Source organism: Planococcus daihaiensis (genome assembly GCF_049262615.1).
GTDB lineage: Bacteria > Bacillota > Bacilli > Bacillales_A > Planococcaceae > Planococcus.
The window spans coordinates 1,723,701-1,742,979 of sequence record NZ_CP175504.1 but is presented as its reverse complement, the minus strand read 5'-3'; the positions used below and the strand labels follow the sequence as shown (position 1 = coordinate 1,742,979).

17 protein-coding genes and 1 other annotated feature are annotated in these 19,279 nt (G+C 44.2%); all 17 genes read right to left on the bottom strand.

What is annotated here, in order from left to right; translation table 11 throughout:
• Positions 1-119: 119 nt before the first annotated feature.
• The 17 genes from ilvE to DHX103_RS08235 all read right to left on the bottom strand — a co-directional run bounded on the left by ilvE (position 120) and on the right by DHX103_RS08235 (position 19,279).
• On the bottom strand, positions 120-1,019 hold the full coding sequence (ilvE, locus tag DHX103_RS08315) for a branched-chain-amino-acid transaminase (RefSeq protein WP_422121847.1): 900 nt from the start codon (positions 1,017-1,019) through the stop codon (positions 120-122).
• Between the two features lie 351 nt (positions 1,020-1,370).
• A complete protein-coding gene (tuf, locus tag DHX103_RS08310) occupies positions 1,371-2,558 on the bottom strand; it encodes an elongation factor Tu (RefSeq protein WP_422121846.1) in 1,188 nt (395 codons plus the stop codon).
• Positions 2,559-2,674: 116 nt separating this feature from the next.
• The gene (gene fusA / locus DHX103_RS08305) at positions 2,675-4,753 is read right to left on the bottom strand and encodes an elongation factor G (RefSeq protein WP_422121845.1); all 2,079 of its coding nucleotides are present in this window, start codon (positions 4,751-4,753) and stop codon (positions 2,675-2,677) included.
• Between the two features lie 51 nt (positions 4,754-4,804).
• A complete protein-coding gene (rpsG, locus tag DHX103_RS08300; protein ID WP_422121844.1) occupies positions 4,805-5,275 on the bottom strand; it encodes a 30S ribosomal protein S7 in 471 nt (156 codons plus the stop codon).
• Between the two features lie 44 nt (positions 5,276-5,319).
• Positions 5,320-5,739 (bottom strand): 30S ribosomal protein S12, encoded by a 420-nt coding sequence (gene rpsL / locus DHX103_RS08295; RefSeq protein ID WP_422121843.1) that lies wholly within the window; start codon positions 5,737-5,739, stop codon positions 5,320-5,322.
• 457 nt (positions 5,740-6,196) lie between these two features.
• Complete coding sequence (gene rpoC, locus DHX103_RS08290) at positions 6,197-9,802, bottom strand: DNA-directed RNA polymerase subunit beta' (protein WP_422121842.1); 3,606 nt, start codon at positions 9,800-9,802, stop codon at positions 6,197-6,199.
• A 105-nt stretch (positions 9,803-9,907) separates the two neighbouring features.
• On the bottom strand, positions 9,908-13,462 hold the full coding sequence (gene rpoB, locus DHX103_RS08285; protein ID WP_422121841.1) for a DNA-directed RNA polymerase subunit beta: 3,555 nt from the start codon (positions 13,460-13,462) through the stop codon (positions 9,908-9,910).
• A 218-nt stretch (positions 13,463-13,680) separates the two neighbouring features.
• A complete protein-coding gene (locus tag DHX103_RS08280) occupies positions 13,681-14,283 on the bottom strand; it encodes a class I SAM-dependent methyltransferase (protein WP_422121840.1) in 603 nt (200 codons plus the stop codon).
• Positions 14,284-14,398: 115 nt separating this feature from the next.
• Positions 14,399-14,758, bottom strand: coding sequence for a 50S ribosomal protein L7/L12 (gene rplL, locus DHX103_RS08275; protein WP_422121839.1), 360 nt, complete (start codon positions 14,756-14,758; stop codon positions 14,399-14,401).
• A gap of 56 nt (positions 14,759-14,814) precedes the next feature.
• Entirely contained in the window at positions 14,815-15,321 is a 507-nt protein-coding gene (rplJ, locus tag DHX103_RS08270) for a 50S ribosomal protein L10 (protein ID WP_422121838.1), read from the bottom strand.
• Positions 15,322-15,353: 32 nt separating this feature from the next.
• Positions 15,354-15,502: a sequence feature (ribosomal protein L10 leader region), on the bottom strand.
• A gap of 42 nt (positions 15,503-15,544) precedes the next feature.
• Positions 15,545-16,243 carry a 50S ribosomal protein L1 gene (rplA, locus tag DHX103_RS08265; RefSeq protein ID WP_422121837.1) on the bottom strand — a complete coding sequence of 233 codons (699 nt, stop codon included), beginning with the start codon at positions 16,241-16,243 and terminating at the stop codon, positions 15,545-15,547.
• Positions 16,244-16,350: 107 nt separating this feature from the next.
• Positions 16,351-16,776: a 50S ribosomal protein L11 gene (gene rplK, locus DHX103_RS08260; protein ID WP_033542812.1), complete on the bottom strand. Its 426-nt coding sequence runs from the start codon at positions 16,774-16,776 to the stop codon at positions 16,351-16,353.
• 165 nt (positions 16,777-16,941) lie between these two features.
• Positions 16,942-17,475 carry a transcription termination/antitermination protein NusG gene (nusG, locus tag DHX103_RS08255; protein ID WP_422121836.1) on the bottom strand — a complete coding sequence of 178 codons (534 nt, stop codon included), beginning with the start codon at positions 17,473-17,475 and terminating at the stop codon, positions 16,942-16,944.
• Between the two features lie 112 nt (positions 17,476-17,587).
• Positions 17,588-17,773 carry a preprotein translocase subunit SecE gene (gene secE, locus DHX103_RS08250; protein ID WP_422121835.1) on the bottom strand — a complete coding sequence of 62 codons (186 nt, stop codon included), beginning with the start codon at positions 17,771-17,773 and terminating at the stop codon, positions 17,588-17,590.
• A gap of 58 nt (positions 17,774-17,831) precedes the next feature.
• Entirely contained in the window at positions 17,832-17,978 is a 147-nt protein-coding gene (gene rpmG / locus DHX103_RS08245) for a 50S ribosomal protein L33 (RefSeq protein ID WP_117303585.1), read from the bottom strand.
• A 70-nt stretch (positions 17,979-18,048) separates the two neighbouring features.
• Entirely contained in the window at positions 18,049-18,705 is a 657-nt protein-coding gene (gene sigH, locus DHX103_RS08240) for an RNA polymerase sporulation sigma factor SigH (RefSeq protein ID WP_422124742.1), read from the bottom strand.
• A gap of 64 nt (positions 18,706-18,769) precedes the next feature.
• Entirely contained in the window at positions 18,770-19,279 is a 510-nt protein-coding gene (locus DHX103_RS08235; RefSeq protein ID WP_422121834.1) for an NYN domain-containing protein, read from the bottom strand.

The window sequence follows — 19,279 nt, the reverse complement described above, 5'->3', positions numbered from 1 at the left end:
CATTCCACTCAGAGGGGAGTCGTAAATGGGCGTATTACCGGCTTCCAGCACCACCGGCTCTCTGTTAATACGAATTCCATTTACCTTGCCTCGTCATTGATTTTGATTATTTTATTGGGTTATACAACATTTAACTGTCCGCTGTAGACTTTCACTCCGTCTTCCTGAACAAGCTGCCGGAACGAAGCAAGCAAATCATTTGTCACAGGTCCCGGTTTTCCTTCTCCGATTACTCTGCCATCAACTTTAACCACCGCAATCACTTCCGCCGCTGTTCCGGTTAAAAAGACTTCGTCAGCTACATAAACGTCATGTCTTGTAAAAACGCCTTCCTGTATGTCGTAGCCTTTTTCAGCCGCTACTTCCATGATCGCATTGCGTGTGATTCCTTCGAGGGCACCGACATAACCCGGCGGTGTCAGTAATTTGTTTTTTCGAACGATAAAGATATTATCAGCTGAACCTTCTGCAACATAACCTTGATCATTCATCATCAGCGCTTCGGGAACGCCCGCTAGATTCGCCTCGATTTTCACCAAAATATTGTTCATGTAATTCAATGATTTCACTTTCGGGCTCAGAACATCTGAACGGCTTCGGCGGGTAGCTACCGAAACAATTTCAATCCCCGACTCATACAGTGCTTTCGGGAATAAAGATAAAGCTTCTGCAATGATAATGACGTTCGGCTTGACGCAGCTGAAAGGATCCAACCCTAAGTTCCCAACTCCCCGTGAAACTACGAGCCTGATGTAAGCATCCTTTAAATTGTTTTTCTGAAGTGTTTCAACTACAAGATTCGTCATCTCTTCTGGAGTATGGGGGATTTGCAGCATGATTGATTTTGCAGAATCATAAAGCCGTTCCAAATGCTCTTCTAAACGAAATACGTTTCCGTTGTAAGAGCGGATCCCTTCAAATATTCCGTCGCCGTATAAAAACCCATGGTCGTAAACAGAAATCTTGGCATCTTCTTTTTTCACAAATTCATCATTCATATAAATTACTTGTTGGCTCATGATGCTCACTTCTTTCTGTTGGATTTTTAATTTTCATGTTTACAACTTCCAGTCTTGCGAAGTAAATTGTTGCTATCATATCGCCTATCTACAGCGGAGTCAAACTCTTTTTTTAACTTTTTTGTATTTTTTGAATATTCGTTTTTTATGAATCCGCTTACAATGTTAATGTGGAAAGGTTTGATGCAGTTTTTAATTTTTTTTGCATCGAAGCCCTTTAGCGAGGGAAAGGGAGACAAAAATTGAGGATTGAACTATGGTCTTGCTCTTTGGCATTCTTATAGACAATAAAAAAAAGCCTGTCTCATTCATAAGAATGAGACAGGCTTAAATATTTGAGGCCGGAAGAAATTACTTCTGGATAGAAGCTACTACTCCAGCGCCTACAGTACGTCCACCCTCACGGATAGAGAACTTAGTTCCTTCTTCAAGTGCGACTGGTGAGATAAGCTCAACATTCATTTCGATGTTGTCGCCAGGCATAACCATTTCTACACCTTCAGGAAGGTTACAAACACCAGTTACATCAGTTGTACGGAAGTAGAACTGTGGACGGTAGTTTGTGAAGAATGGAGTATGACGTCCACCCTCTTCTTTTGAAAGAACATAAACTTCAGCTTTAAAAGTCGTATGTGGAGTGATTGTGCCTGGTTTAGCCAATACTTGTCCACGTTGCACGTCGTCGCGGGAAACGCCGCGAAGAAGTGCGCCGATGTTGTCGCCAGCTTCAGCATAGTCAAGCAATTTACGGAACATTTCTACACCTGTAATAGTTGTAGATTTTGGTTCTTCAGTAAGACCAATGATATCAACGTTATCACCGATTTTGATTTGTCCGCGTTCAACACGACCAGTAGCAACTGTACCACGGCCAGTGATTGAGAATACATCCTCAACAGGCATCATGAATGGCTTGTCAGTGTCACGTGGTGGAGTTGGGATATACTCATCAACTGCGTTCATCAATTCAACGATTTTCTCTTCCCATTCTGCTTCGCCTTCAAGAGCTTTAAGAGCAGAACCTTTGATGACAGGAATGTCATCGCCAGGGAAGTCATATTCTGATAGAAGATCGCGTACTTCCATTTCAACTAGCTCAAGAAGTTCTTCGTCATCTACCATATCGCATTTGTTCATGAATACTACTAGGTAAGGAACACCTACTTGACGTGAAAGCAAGATGTGCTCACGAGTTTGTGGCATTGGGCCGTCAGCAGCAGATACTACTAAGATCCCGCCGTCCATTTGAGCAGCACCAGTGATCATGTTTTTAACATAGTCGGCGTGTCCAGGGCAATCTACGTGTGCATAGTGGCGAGATGCAGTTTCATATTCAACGTGTGAAGTGTTGATAGTGATTCCGCGCTCTTTTTCTTCAGGTGCGTTGTCGATTTGAGCGTATGAACGAGCTTCCCCGCCTGATTGTTTTGCAAGTACTGTAGCGATTGCTGCAGTCAAAGTTGTTTTACCATGGTCAACGTGACCAATTGTACCAATATTCGCGTGTGTTTTAGAGCGATCAAATTTAGCTTTACCCATTAGAAAAATCCTCCTCGAAAATTAAGTTAATTTTTTTATTTGATGTGTCGGAATAATAGGGCCCTATTATTCCTGACATACAAATTATTTATACTTTATTAAAGATCAAAATTCAATTATTGACCTTTATTTTTTTTGATGATTTCTTCAGAAATTGATTTCGGCACTTCTTCATAATGATCGAAGTGCATTGAGAACACACCACGGCCTTGCGTGTTTGAACGCAATGAAGTCGCATAACCGAACATTTCTGCAAGTGGTACCATAGCACGAACAACTTGTGCGTTTCCGCGAGCGTCCATACCTTCTACACGGCCTCGGCGTGACGTAATGTCACCCATGATATCTCCAAGGTATTCCTCAGGGATAACAACCTCAACGCGCATAATTGGCTCAAGAAGAACCGGTCTAACTTTCGAAATTGCATTTTTAAGTGCCATAGAAGCAGCAACTTTAAATGCCATCTCATTCGAGTCAACATCATGGTAAGAACCGTCGAACAAACGAGCTTTGATGTCGATCAATGGATATCCGGCAATAACACCGTTGTCTAGAGAGTCACGAAGACCCGCTTCAACTGCTGGGATGTATTCACGTGGAACAACACCACCAACGATACCATTTTCAAATTCAAAACCTGCTCCTTCTTCGTTTGGAGAGAATTCAATCCAAACGTGTCCGAATTGTCCACGTCCACCAGATTGGCGTACGAATTTACCTTCAACTTTAGCAGAGTCACGGAATGTCTCACGGTAAGATACCTGAGGTGCACCCACGTTAGCTTCTACGTTGAATTCACGGCGCATACGGTCAACTAGGATATCAAGGTGAAGTTCACCCATACCCGCGATGATTGTTTGGCCAGTTTCCTGGTCAGTGTGCGCACGGAAAGTTGGATCCTCTTCTTGCAATTTACCAAGGGCTTGACCCATTTTATCTTGATCTGCTTTTGACTTAGGTTCCACAGAAAGTGAGATAACAGGTTCTGGGAATACCATACGCTCAAGAATTACTTGATGCTTCTCGTCACTTAAAGTATCACCCGTCGATGTATCTTTAAGGCCGATAGCCGCTGCGATATCACCGCAGTAAACTTCAGCGATCTCTTCACGGGAGTTAGCGTGCATTTGCAGGATACGTCCAACGCGTTCACGCTTGCCTTTAGAAGAGTTTTGTACGTAAGAACCAGATTTAAGAGTTCCAGAATACACGCGGAAGAAAGTTAACTTTCCTACGTATGGATCCGTCATTACTTTAAACGCCAACGCCGAGAATGGCTCGTCTTCGTCAGGTCTGCGCAATACCTCTTCATCTGAATCAGGAAGTACGCCAGTCATTGGAGGTACGTCCAATGGTGATGGCAGGTAATCAATTACTGCATCAAGCGTTAATTGAACCCCTTTATTTTTGAAAGCAGATCCACAAACCACTGGGTAAAACTCAACGTCTAGTGTTCCTTTACGGATACCAGCTTTAAGTTCTTCTTTCGTGATTTCTTCCCCACTAAGATATTTTTCCATCAAGTCTTCATCAAGCTCAGCAACAGCTTCCACTAATTTAGTGTGCCACTCTTCCGCAAGCTCTTTGTAATCTTCAGGAATTTCACCTTCTGTAATTTCAGTTCCCAAATCGTTTGCATAGAAACGAGCATTCATTTCAACCAAATCGATGATTGCTGAAAATTCGTCTTCTGCGCCGATTGGCAATTGAATCGGGTGAGCGTTCGCTTGTAGGCGATCGTGTAATGTACCTACAGAGTAAAGGAAATCTGCACCGATTTTATCCATTTTGTTGATGAATACGATACGCGGAACTCCGTAAGTTGTTGCTTGACGCCAAACAGTTTCAGTTTGAGGCTCAACACCTGATTGAGCATCAAGAACTGTAACTGCACCATCAAGTACGCGCAAAGAACGTTCAACTTCAACAGTGAAGTCTACGTGCCCTGGAGTATCGATGATGTTTACACGGTGGTTTTTCCATGAAGCAGTTGTAGCAGCAGACGTGATTGTGATTCCACGTTCTTGCTCTTGCTCCATCCAGTCCATTTGAGAAGCACCTTCATGCGTTTCGCCAATTTTGTGGATTCTACCAGTGTAATATAGAATACGCTCCGTAGTAGTCGTTTTACCGGCATCAATGTGTGCCATGATTCCGATATTACGTGTTTTGTCTAAGGAGAACTCTCTAGCCATGTTGTTTTTCTCCTTCCATCTTGGATTAAGATTTTTACATCTTGCAAGAATTTACCAGCGATAGTGAGCGAATGCTTTGTTCGCGTCTGCCATTTTATGCAAATCTTCACGTTTCTTAACTGATGAACCAGTATTGTTGGCTGCATCCATGATTTCATTAGCCAAACGTTCTTCCATTGTTTTCTCTCCACGAAGACGTGAATAGTTAACCAAGAAGCGTAGACCTAAAGTTGTACGGCGCTCAGGACGAACTTCAACCGGTACTTGATAGTTAGCTCCACCTACACGGCGTGAGCGAACTTCAAGAACTGGCATAATGTTAGTCAATGCTTGTTCGTATACTTCGATTGGATCTTTACCGCTGCGTTCTTTAACTAATTCGAACGCTCCGTATAGGATCTTTTGTGAAGTACCTCTTTTTCCGTCAACCATCATTTTATTAATTAAGCGTGTCACCAATTTTGAACTATAAATTGGATCTGGCAACACATCACGTTTTGCTACAGGACCTTTACGAGGCATGTATGTTCCTCCTTTCAACGAAAGTTATTCGTTAAATTAATTGATTATTTTTTTACTTTAGGGCGTTTAGTTCCGTATTTAGAACGGCTTTGCATACGGCCGTTTACTCCAGCTGTATCAAGTGCTCCACGTACGATATGGTAACGCACACCAGGTAAATCTTTTACGCGTCCGCCGCGAAGAAGAACTACACTGTGCTCTTGAAGGTTGTGACCTTCGCCGCCGATGTATGCATTGACCTCAATTTGGTTCGTTAACCGTACACGCGCATATTTACGCAATGCGGAGTTAGGTTTTTTCGGTGTCATCGTACCAACACGAGTACAAACTCCACGTTTCTGAGGTGAGCTTACGTTAGTCTGAGACTTTTTAAAGCTGTTATACCCTTTGTTCAACGCTGGTGAGTCTGATTTAGTGCTTTTTGGTTTACGAGGCTTGTTAACTAATTGGTTAATTGTAGGCATCGATTTTTCCTCCTCTCAAAAGGTGTTCTAATACCACATATCCAGGTGGTTCATTTTTGGGTAAAAAACAAAGTCTTTGTGTTTTCTACACAAAAACTGGAATCCAGTAATTGCTTCAGCAGCTGCAGAGGATTGCTCCTGCTACTTAGCCAAGCTTTGTTCTTGTTGAATTCGTTTGAAGGGACCTTATCTTAGATGTCCGGACAACTTGATGGGCCATTCAATCGTTTCACTTATATGTTCTTGGGCAATGCCACTTTAAACGCGATTACTGTTGCTTAGTACCGAAGATAATTTGCATCTCTTGCAACCTTATACAGGCAAATTCATGCCAATAAAGTGAAAGATAGCTAACCATCAACCTTCAACATAATATCACCCTATGAATTTCATGTCAACTAGATTCATAAAAAATCCCGGGGAGTTATTGGAACTCCCCGAAATCCATCTACTCTACTTACGATTCAGACCCTACAATTTCTTCAGCAGGAGCTTTTTCGCTTTGAGCTATTTTGATCTGGCGGTAACGCTGCATTCCCGTACCAGCCGGAACGAGTTTACCGATAATAACATTTTCTTTCAAGCCAAGTAACTCATCACGCTTCCCTTTAATAGCGGCATCTGTTAAGACGCGCGTTGTTTCCTGGAAGGATGCAGCTGAAAGGAATGATTCTGTTTCAAGAGAAGCTTTTGTGATCCCGAGAATAACCGGACGGCTTGTTGCCGGAAGGGTTCCTTCAAGAACCGCTTTAACATTCGCTTCTGTAAATTGGTGGATGTCCAGCAGTGAACCTGGCAGCAATTCTGTGTCTCCGGCTTCAATCACACGAACTTTACGGAACATCTGGCGAACCATGACTTCCACGTGTTTGTCACCGATTTCCACACCTTGCATACGGTAAACTTTTTGAACTTCCTTCAATAGATACACTTGAACAGCTTGAACGTCTTTAACTTGCAATAATTGTTTCGGATCAATCGAACCATCAGTTAATACTTGGCCGCGTACGATTGCATCGTCCGCCTGCACTTTAATGCGTGCATTATAAGGCGCCAAATATTTACGGGTTTCGACGTCGCCTTGAATCGTGATTTCTTTCTGGCCTTCGCGAATTTCGTCCACTTCAGTAACTGTTCCTGTAATTTCAGAAATCACTGCCTGGCCTTTCGGATTTCTTGATTCAAATATTTCCTGGATACGTGGAAGACCTTGTGTAATATCGTCTCCTGCTACACCGCCTGTGTGGAATGTACGCATTGTAAGCTGCGTGCCTGGCTCTCCGATTGACTGAGCAGCAATGATACCAACTGCTTCGCCCACTTCAACTTCGTCTCCAGTCGCAAGATTCGTTCCGTAACATTTTTTGCAGACGCCGTGTTTCGTGTTACACGTGAACGCCGAACGGATTGTCACTTCTTTGATTCCCGCTTCAACAATGAGACGCGTCAAATCTTGTGTAATCAATTCATCTTTCGCAACGATCACTTCATCTGTTTCAGGATGGCGAATTGTTTTCTTCGCGTGGCGTCCAACGATACGCTCATCCAGTTCTTCAATTACTTCCGTACCCTCCATCAACGCTCCAACCAACAAGCCGCGGTCAGTGCCACAATCATTTTCACGGACGATTGCATCTTGTGCAACGTCTACGAGACGACGTGTCAGGTAACCTGAATCGGCAGTTTTCAGTGCTGTATCGGCAAGACCTTTACGCGCACCGTGAGTCGAGATGAAGTATTCCAATACCGTCAAACCTTCACGGAATGAAGATTTGATCGGCAGTTCAATAATGCGTCCTGCCGGGTTGGCCATGAGTCCGCGCATACCAGCTAATTGTGTAAAGTTGGATGCGTTACCACGGGCTCCGGAGTCACTCATCATGAAAATCGGGTTCATATTGTCGAGAGAAGCCATCAGTTTTTCCTGGATAACATCTTTTGCACTGCTCCAGAAAGAAATTACACGTGCGTAGCGTTCCTCTTCAGTAATCAAACCACGACGGAATTGTTTCATGACTTTATCTACATTATCCTGAGCTTCCACAAGAATTTCACCTTTATCCGGAAGAACGACGATATCGGAAATACCTACCGTAATACCAGCTTGAGTGGAATATTTGAATCCAAGGCTCTTCATGCGGTCAAGCATTCTTGAAGTTTCCGTAATATGGAAACGTTTGAACACTTCAGCGATGATTTCACCAAGAATCTTTTTCTTGAATGGTGTTACAAGTTCAGCCTCTTCAATGTGCTTACGAATATCTGTCGTTGTCGCCACAAAATATTTCGCCGGCGTTTCAACTTGCAGATTATAATCGGTTGGTTCATTGATGTAAGGGAACGATTTTGGCAGAATTTCATTGAAAATGATCTTACCGACAGTTGTCAGCAACAACATTTTGTTTTGTTCAGCCGTGAAAGTCGGGTTGTTTACAGATTCGGCATCGATTGCGATACGAGTATGCAAATGTACATGGCCTGTCTGGTAAGCAACTAAAACCTCTTCAGGTCCGGAGAACGTAGCCCCTTCGCCAGTTGCGCCTTTGCGCTCCAACGTAAGGTAATAGTTACCCAAAACCATGTCCTGTGAAGGCGTAACAACAGGTTTTCCGTCTTTCGGGTTCAAAATGTTCTGAGCGGCAAGCATCAATAATCGCGCTTCAGCCTGAGCTTCAGATGAAAGCGGTACGTGAACAGCCATTTGGTCACCGTCAAAATCGGCATTGTATGCTGTACATACTAATGGGTGAAGGCGAATTGCCTTCCCTTCGACCAATGTCGGTTCAAACGCTTGAATACCGAGTCTGTGAAGTGTCGGCGCGCGGTTCAACAGAACCGGATGCTCCTTGATGACATCTTCCAGTACATCCCAAACTTCAGAATGCAGACGTTCAATTTTGCGTTTAGCACTCTTGATGTTATGGGCGAGACCACGTTCCACAAGCTCTTTCATAACGAAAGGCTTGAACAACTCGATTGCCATTCCTTTCGGCAAGCCGCATTGATACATTTTCAGGTTCGGTCCGACAACAATAACGGAACGGCCTGAATAATCGACACGTTTACCCAGAAGGTTCTGACGGAAACGTCCTTGTTTCCCTTTCAGCATATGAGAAAGAGATTTTAATGGACGGTTACCCGGTCCAGTAACAGGACGGCCGCGACGGCCATTATCGATCAAAGCATCTACAGCTTCCTGCAGCATGCGTTTTTCGTTCTGAACAATAATGCTCGGTGCACCAAGATCCAATAGACGTTTCAAACGGTTGTTCCGGTTGATTACGCGACGGTAAAGATCGTTCAAATCAGAAGTCGCAAAACGACCGCCGTCCAATTGAACCATCGGGCGAAGCTCCGGTGGAATTACAGGAAGAACATCCAGAATCATCCAATCCGGGTTATTGCCCGAGTTACGGAAAGATTCCACAACTTCAAGACGTTTGATCGCACGAGTGCGGCGCTGCCCTTGAGCTGTTTTCAATTCTTCTTTCAATGAATCAGTTTCGCGTTCAAGATCGATTTCCTGAAGAAGTCGCTTGATTGCTTCCGCTCCCATTGCAGCCTGGAATTTTTTACCGAATTTATCGCGATAAGCGCGGTATTCTTTTTCCGACAGCAGCTGTTTCTTCTCAAGCGGTGTATCCGCTGGATCGATAACAACATATGAAGCGAAATAAATAACTTCTTCCAATGAACGTGGTGACATATCCAGGATTAACCCCATACGGCTCGGGATCCCTTTGAAATACCAGATATGTGAAACTGGTGCAGCTAATTCGATATGGCCCATACGTTCGCGGCGTACTTTCGAACGTGTAACTTCAACGCCACAACGATCGCAGACAACACCTTTATAACGGACGCGTTTGTATTTTCCGCAATGGCATTCCCAGTCTTTTGTAGGACCGAAAATACGTTCACAGAACAAACCATCTTTTTCAGGTTTTAATGTACGGTAGTTAATTGTTTCTGGCTTTTTGACTTCTCCATAAGACCATGAGCGAATTTTATCGGGTGAAGCTAATCCGATTTTCATATACTCAAAATTATTAACATCTATCAAGGAGCCTACCTCCCTTTTGTCTCGAGTTTCTATACGGCTCTTCCTCGTTAGTGACCAAGTGAATGAATTTGGGGCAGTTTAAAACTGCCCAATTCCAACTATTTATCAATCAACTGTTCCAATAGGTGTTTCCTTATCTGCAATCGGCAGGATATTCAAAGAATCGGCCGGTTGAAGATCTTCTTCTTCATCCAAATCGCGCAATTCAATTTCCTCATCGTCGATTGTCAGCATTTTCACGTCCATACCAAGACTTTGAAGTTCTTTTATCAAAACTTTGAATGATTCCGGCACACTAGGCTCCGGTACACTTTCACCTTTGACAATTGCTTCATACGTTTTCACACGTCCGACCACATCATCCGACTTAACAGTCAAAATTTCCTGCAGTGTATGTGCGGCACCGTATGCTTCAAGTGCCCAAACTTCCATCTCACCGAAACGCTGTCCACCGAATTGTGCTTTACCACCAAGCGGCTGCTGAGTAACTAGTGAATATGGTCCGGTCGAACGGGCGTGAAGCTTATCGTCAACCATATGCGCCAGTTTGATCATATACATGATTCCGACAGATACACGGTTATCGAAGGATTCTCCGGAACGGCCATCATATAGAATGGTTTTTCCGTCGCGCGGCATGCCCGATTCTTCCATGGTTTCCAACACATCATCCTCATTCGCTCCATCAAATACAGATGAAGCCATATGAATTCCGAGTGAACGGGAAGCCATTCCCAAATGAAGTTCCAATACTTGCCCGATATTCATCCGGGAAGGAACACCAAGTGGGTTTAACATGATGTCGACAGGCGTGCCATCCGGCATGAAAGGCATGTCTTCTTCCGGAAGGATCCGGGAGATAACACCTTTGTTACCGTGACGGCCGGCCATTTTATCACCGACAGAAATTTTACGTTTCTGAACGATGTAGGCGCGCACCAATTGGTTGACGCCTGGTGGAAGCTCGTCCCCGTCTTCACGGTTGAAGATTTTAACATCCAATACAATACCGCCGGCGCCATGTGGCACACGGAGTGATGTATCGCGGACTTCGCGAGCTTTTTCACCAAAAATGGCGTGCAGCAAACGCTCTTCCGCCGTCAATTCCGTAACCCCTTTAGGCGTTACTTTACCGACCAGGATATCGCCATCTTTCACTTCAGCACCTACGCGGATAATTCCACGGTCATCGAGGTTGCGAAGCGCGTCTTCTCCGACGTTCGGAATATCACGAGTGATTTCCTCAGGTCCCAATTTCGTATCGCGGGAATCTGATTCGTATTCTTCAATATGGACAGATGTATAAACATCATCTTTAACGAGACGCTCACTCATGATGATCGCATCTTCATAGTTAAAGCCGTCCCACGTCATGAATGCCACTAAAACATTTCGACCCAAGGCCATTTCGCCACGTTCCATCGAAGGTCCATCAGCCAGGATATCGCGTCTCGAAACACGATCGCCGACTTTGACGATTGGACGTTGGTTATAGCTTGTACCTTGGTTTGAACGGACGAATTTCTGCAGGCGATATGTGTCCACATCACCTTTCACTTCATTGCCATCCACGTCTTCAATGTGGCGAACACGAATTTCTTTCGCTTCCACATATTCGACGATACCATCATTTTTGGCGATGACTGCAGCACCTGAATCTCTTGCTGCAAGGTGTTCCATACCGGTTCCTACAAAAGGAGCTTCCGGGTTTAACAATGGAACAGCCTGACGCTGCATGTTCGCACCCATAAGAGCACGGTTGGAGTCATCGTTTTCAAGGAACGGAATACACGCTGTTGCGACTGAAACAACCTGTTTCGGCGAAACATCCATGTAATCGACGTTGCTGCGTTTATAAAGAGTGTTTTCACCACGGAAACGGGCAACAACTTCATCTTCAACAAATGAACCGTCGTCATTCAACACTGAATTGGCTTGAGCCACAACATAATTATCTTCTTCATCAGCTGTCAGATAATCAATTTGACCTGTCACAAGACCGCTTTCAGAATCAACGCGGCGATAAGGTGTTTCAATAAAACCGAATTTATTCACTTTCGCGAAAGTGGAAAGTGTATTGATCAAGCCGATGTTCGGCCCCTCAGGAGTTTCAATCGGACACATGCGGCCATAATGTGAATAATGGACGTCACGCACTTCGAAACCGGCACGTTCACGCGTCAGACCACCGGGCCCAAGCGCAGATAGACGACGTTTGTGAGTCAACTCAGCAAGCGGGTTCGTCTGATCCATAAACTGTGACAGTTGAGAGCTTCCGAAAAACTCTTTAATCGATGCAATAACCGGACGGATATTGATCAATTGCTGCGGTACGATTGCTTGCGTGTCGTTGATCGACATCCGCTCACGAACCACACGCTCCATACGGGATAAACCGATGCGGAACTGGTTTTGCAAAAGTTCCCCGACTGAACGGAGACGGCGGTTACCAAGATGATCGATATCATCCGTGTTTCCAACTCCGTATAAAAGGTTAAAGAAGTAACTGATGGAAGAAATGATATCAGCAGGAGTTACATGCTTAATCTTATCTTCTATATAAGCATTGCTTATAACAGTGATTTCTTTTTGCTCTTCATCATTCGGAGCGAAAATTTTAACTGCCTGCAACGTTACGTCACCTTCTAAAACGCCACCTACTTGAGTGACAGTATGGAAGCCCACACCGCTTTCAAGATTCGGGATGATTTTATCAAGGACGCGGCGATCGATTAACGTACCGGCTTCCACCAGAATTTCGCCAGTTTCAGGATCAACCAATGTTTCAGCGATCGTCTGATTGAACAGGCGGTTCTTGATGTGAAGTTTTTTATTCATTTTATAGCGGCCTACATTTGCCAGGTCATAGCGTTTTGGGTCGAAAAAGCGTGAGTACAATAAACTCTTGGCACTTTCAACTGTCGGCGGCTCACCCGGGCGCAGACGCTCATAAATTTCCAGAAGCGCTTTTTCAGTGCTTTCTGTATTGTCTTTTTCGAGCGTGTTGCGCAAGTATTCGTTATCACCGAGCAATTCGATGATCTCCTCATCGGAACCGAATCCAAGTGCTCTTAAAAGAACAGTTACAGGAAGCTTACGCGTGCGGTCAATTCTGACATATACTACGTCTTTGGCGTCTGTTTCATATTCAAGCCAGGCTCCGCGGTTTGGAATGACGGTTGCACCGAATCCTTTTTTACCGTTTTTGTCTGTCTTGTCGTGGAAATAGACACTTGGTGAACGGACTAATTGTGAAACGATGACCCGTTCGGCGCCATTAATTACAAAAGTGCCGGTTTCCGTCATTAAAGGGAAATCTCCCATAAAGACGTCCTGCTCTTTCACTTCATCTGTTTCTTTGTTGTGAAGACGCACTTTGACGCGCAGTGGAGCTGCGAAAGTGACATCGCGCTCTTTTGATTCGTCCACTGGATATTTCGGTTCTGCAAGACTGTAATCAACAAACTCGAGCGAAAGATTTCCTGTGAAATCTTCAATCGGCGAAATATCGCGGAACATTTCGCGCAGCCCTTCTTCAAGGAACCACTCATAAGATGATGATTGAATTTCAATCAGGTTCGGAAGATCCAGAACTTCACTGATTCTCGAAAAACTTCTGCGTTGACGATGTTGACCGTACTGAACTAGTTGACCTACCAACTTATTCACCCCTCAATAAAACGATTATAGGTCTTTGCGATTTCCACAAAATAGTGTATGATATCGAAAAGACAAAAAGAAAACGAGTCCAACGAATCAGCTCATTTTCGGTTAACACATGGTTTACTCTGCCGCCATGCCCTGCCCGAAAAAAGGGCAAACGACCTCAAAATAATAAATTTTGCATTTCATTATAATATCACAAGGAATTTGTCAAGTCAAATTTTTCTGGCCTCAAAAATGAAGTATCCCTTCTTTTTATCGACCACGCTGCAATTGCCAAAAAGCGCTGTTAATTTTTCTTCTGTCGAAGGAGCTCCCTGCTTTTTCTGGATGACAACCCATAGTGATCCGCCAGGCGCAATCTTCTCACACGCTTCCTCATAAAATCTGAAGACCGTATCTTTTCCTGCCCGGATCGGCGGGTTGGTCAGGATGGCCGAAAAACCTTCCTCTTTTACTGAAGAAAGTCCATCACTCTCATAAATTTCAACATTGTCTGCACCATTTTTCAATGCATTTTTCTGAGCAAGTTCAATGGCCCGTGAATTGACGTCCACCATGTGAACCCTTTTTTGGGGAAATGATTTCGCGATGGCAATTCCGATCGGTCCGTAACCGCAGCCGACGTCCAGCACCGGCCCTTCCACAGACGAATCTTCAAATGCCTCTATCAATAAGCGGGAACCGAAATCCACCTCATTCTTGCTGAAAACACCTGAATCCGTTTGAAACTGGAACTTTTCGCCTCGCAATGTGTATGCCCACTCTTGGGGTTTGCTTGAAGTTTGAGGGTTTTTGGAATAATAATGCTGTGACATACGGAGACCTCCTTAACATTGATGAACTAAAAACTTGAATTTAAAATTAAAAAGAAGAAAAAGCTCGTCGGTATACACTGACGAGCTTTTTCTATCTTACTATCGAGTTCAGAAATTACTTAACTTCTACTCCAGCGCCAACTTCTTCAAGTTTGCCTTTGATTTCTTCTGCTTCTTCTTTAGTTACGCCTTCTTTAAGTGCTTTAGGAGCTTCGTCAACTAGTGCTTTAGCTTCTTTCAAGCCTAGGCCAGTAACTTCGCGTACTGCTTTGATAACTTTGATCTTTTGATCGCCAGCAGAGTTAAGGATTACGTCGAATTCAGTTTGCTCTTCTTCAACAGCAGCACCGCCTGCAGCTGCAGCTACAGGAGCAGCAGCAGTTACGCCGAATTCTTCTTCGATTGCTTTTACTAGGTCGTTAAGTTGTAGAACTGTCATTTCTTTGATTGCGTCTAAGATTTGTTCGTGTGTCATTATAAGTTCCTCCTATGATAGGTAATTTTTTTGTGTTGCTAAGCTGGGCAGCAGAATTATGCGCCTTGTTCTTGTTCTTCTTTCTGATCTGCAACTGCTTTTGTTGTAGCAGCAAAGTTGCGGACTGGAGCTTGAAGCACGCTCAGTAGCATAGACAATAGACCATCGCGTGATGGCAGTTCTGCCAATGCTTTGATATCTTCCGCGGAAGATACAAGGCCTTCGATAATACCCGCTTTAATTTCAAGCGCTTCGTTCTTTTTAGCGAAATCATTGATGATTCTCGCCGGCGCAACTACATCTTCATTTGAAAACGCAATCGCGTTAGGACCTGTAAAGTGTTCGTTGATCGCTTCAAGACCGTGTACTTCAGCAGCACGGCGAGTCATTGAGTTTTTGTAAACTTTAAACTCAACGCCTGCTTCACGAAGCTGTTTACGAAGTTCTGTCAATTGTGCAACGTTCAAACCGCGGTAATCAACAACTACTACAGAAGCTGCAGAGCCGAATTTTTCAGCGATTGTTTGCACGACAACTTTTTTCGTTTCAACTGCTTTTGTCATTTTGGCACCTCCCATAGATTTTCATTCATACCGTCTCCATAAGAAAAGCCTCTGGTCCATTACAGACACAGAGGCATAAAATCAGCATCCAAAAGATGTTAACTGAATTCATCATGTCCTCGGCAGGGATAATTTAAGCGACTGGCGCCCCTGCTGTCTGCGGTACAAACGTATATTTCACAACTTCGCTATTATAGCCGAGAAATTGTGTGATGTCAATAAATTACTTAACGACAACTTTCGATGGATCCACTTTTACAGCAGGCCCCATTGTAGTTGTAATGTTAAGTGACTTGATGTAAGTACCTTTAGCAGCCGATGGCTTAGCTTTAAGAACTACATCGTAGATTGCTTCCAAGTTTTCAGCAAGTTTGCTGTCATCAAAAGAAACTTTCCCGATTGGCGCGTGAATGATACCCGTTTTGTCTGCACGGTATTCCACTTTACCAGCTTTGATTTCCTGAACAGCTTTTGTTACATCAAATGTAACAGTCCCTGTTTTCGGGTTTGGCATTAAGCCTTTTGGTCCCAATACGCGACCGATTTTACCAACTTCACCCATCATGTCAGGAGTTGCCACGATCACGTCGAAGTCAAACCATCCCTGTTGGATTTTTTGGATATATTCAGCGTCGCCTACGAAATCCGCTCCAGCTGCTTCTGCTTCTTTAACTTTGTCGCCTTTAGCGAATACCAATACGCTTTGCGTTTTACCAGTTCCGTTTGGAAGCACTACTGCTCCACGGATTTGCTGGTCGTTCTTACGCGGATCGATTCCAAGACGGAAAGCCACTTCCACTGTTGCATCGAAGTTTACTGTGCTTGCTTTTTTCGCAAGTTCAATAGCTTCTTTCGCTTCGTAAAATTTCGTGCGGTCGATTGATTTTGCTGCTTCGCGCAGCTTTTTGCCTGTTTTAGCCATTTTAAATGTCCTCCTTGTTGTGGTCGAGCGGTCTTAAACCTCCCACGATTAAAGGCTGCGCAGCCCTTTTACGAACTTGCGCAACCCGTCCAAAAACAACTTCTAGATTAGTCTTCGATTGTAATGCCCATGCTGCGAGCAGTACCTTCAACCATCAACATTGCAGCTTCAACTGAAGCAGCATTTAGATCTGGCATTTTAGTTTCTGCGATTTCACGAACTTTGTCGCGTTTCACAGTCGCTACTTTATTGCGGTTCGGTTCGCCTGAACCTGATTCAATACCGGCTGCTACTTTTAATAGAACAGCTGCGGGTGGAGTTTTCGTAATGAATGTAAATGAACGATCTTCAAATACCGAAATCTCAACTGGAATGATCAGTCCTGCTTGATCAGCAGTACGTGCGTTGAACTCTTTACAGAAGCCCATGATGTTAACACCTGCTTGACCGAGTGCCGGTCCTACCGGTGGAGCTGGGTTTGCTTTAGCTGCAGGAATCTGCAATTTTACAACTTTAATTACTTTTTTAGCCACGAAACACACCTCCTTAAGTCCGTGATGTGGTAATAGGGTTTCCCCTCCCACTCAAATATCTGTCTGTCAACTATGTTGATAGAATTAGCTAAATTGTACAGAGTGTCCTAGGACAGTCTGACCTATGAAATAATACCACTTCCGCATCGGAATAGCAAGCGGCTTTTATAATTTTTGAACTTGCTCGAAATCAAGCTCCATTTTTGTTTCGCGGCCGAAGATATCGATGGACACTTTTACTTTGCCTTTTGTCTCGTCGATCTCTTCCACTTTGCCCTGGAAGTTGGCAAAAGGCCCATCCATAACTTCGACAACGTCACTGACTTCGAAGTTGATGTCGACACGGCGTTCGGTCATACCCATCTGCTTCAGGATAAAATCAACTTCTTCATCAAGTAACGGCGTCGGTTTTGCTCCCCCGCCCGATGAACCGATAAACCCGGTAACACCCGGCGTATTGCGGACCACATACCAGGATTCATCTGTCATGATCAATTCGACCAAAACATATCCCGGGAAAGTTTTACGCATGACAGTGCGTTTTTTGCCGTCTTTAAAGTCTGTCTCCTGCTCTTCGGGAATGATGACGCGGAAAATGAGATCTTCCATACCCATTGTTTCAACACGCTTTTCCAGGTTGGCTTTGACTTTATTTTCATAGCCGGAATACGTGTGGACTACATACCAATTCTTTTCCATAATTGCACGGACTGAACGTCCATCCCTCCTTTTTTTCCAAATGAAAAAACCCGTTCTCATAGAATGACGGGCTATTTTTTATGCATTATTCTTGTTGCGCGCTACCATTATCTTATAGCGCTAAGAACCAACGGAATAATTCCGAGATGCCTGAATCGATCAATGCGAAGAAAAGTGCCATGAAAATAACGGTGGAAAGAACGACGATTGTATAGCGTGTCAATTCCTTGCGTTTAGGCCAGCTTACTTTTCTCATTTCCGAAACGACGTTTTTAAAGAAATCGCCAATGTTGCCCATTGTCCAAAAACCTCCGAAGTTTAAAAATCACTCTATATCGTTCGGCATTCACTTAAATTCATAACGTTTGTTTATGCACGGTATGCCCATTGCAATGAGCACAGAATTTATTAAGTTCCAAACGTGTGCTGGATTCCGTTCTTGCTGGAACCGTGTAATTGCGGGATGCACATTTCGAGCAGCTTAAAACGATTTTTTTAGCCATTTTCCTCACCCTATTCGAGTTTGCAGCTTTTTCAAGGTTATCACCTTAAAAGTTCCATGTCAACAGCATTTCAGGAGGTGCGGGTTTCATCCGGCTGCAGATGCCGCTCCAGTTTTCTCTTCACCCGCTGCAAGGCATTATCGATTGATTTGACGTGGCGCTCCAACTTTTCTGAGATCTCCTGGTAAGTCTGGCCGTCCAGATACAACGCCAGCACTTCACGCTCAAGTTCACTGAGCACCTCACCCATTTTTTCTTCCATATACATGAACTCTTCATTATTGATCATCAGCTGTTGCGGATCGTCCACTCCGTTATCGGTCAGGACATCCATCAGCGTGCGGTCAGATTCCTCGTCATAAATCGGCTTATCCAAAGACACGTACGAATTCAGCGGAATGTGTTTTTGGCGCGTGGCCGTCTTGATGGCAGTAATGATCTGCCGGATGATGCACAGTTCTGCAAACGCCCTGAAAGAAGACAGCTTATCACTGCGGAAATCACGGATGGCTTTATACAAGCCAATCATGCCTTCCTGGATAATGTCTTCTTTGTCAGCGCCGATCAGAAAATAGGAACGGGCTTTCATTCGAACGAAATGCCGAAATTTATTAATCAAATAATCCAGTGCTTCGGTATTTCCTTCGTGGACCAAACTGACAAGTTCTTCATCTGTCATTTCTATAAATAGTCGAGCTTGAACTTGTTCCTGATTTCCCACGGTAATCCCTCCGGTCGCGCGAACCTCGTTATCATCAGTATACAGGAACCAAAAATTGAGCGTCAACCGTTCATTTCAATCCACGGCGCCATTTTTCAAATATTTCCGCAATTTCCGTTGACAAGGTGATTTTTGAGAAAGCCTGCTGCTCTTGAATTTCTTTAACTTTTTTCGAAATTTGCTTTTGGATTTCCTCCACTTCGATTTCCAGTTCACGCGCGGAGATTCGGAGCGCGCCCTTGGCAAAAATCACCGATTGTTCCGTAGAATCCGATGTAGCCACGTAAATTTGATCACGCCGGTTGTTCAAACTTGCCGCCAGTTTTTCAATTCGTTCATCGGCAGTCTCGCTTTCTTTCGTAAAAATGACTTCGACTTCCGATTTCAGATTCCGGGCTTCAATGCCTGGCACCAGATGCGCATCAAAAACGATAATGACCCGCCATCCTTTATACCCGCGATACTCCGCCATCCGCTCAATCAGCCGATCCCTGGCATCGGCAAGCTTTTCCTTCTTTAACTCCCTTAGTTCCACCCAGTCTCCAATGATGTTATAGCCATCAACCAGCAGAATATCCAT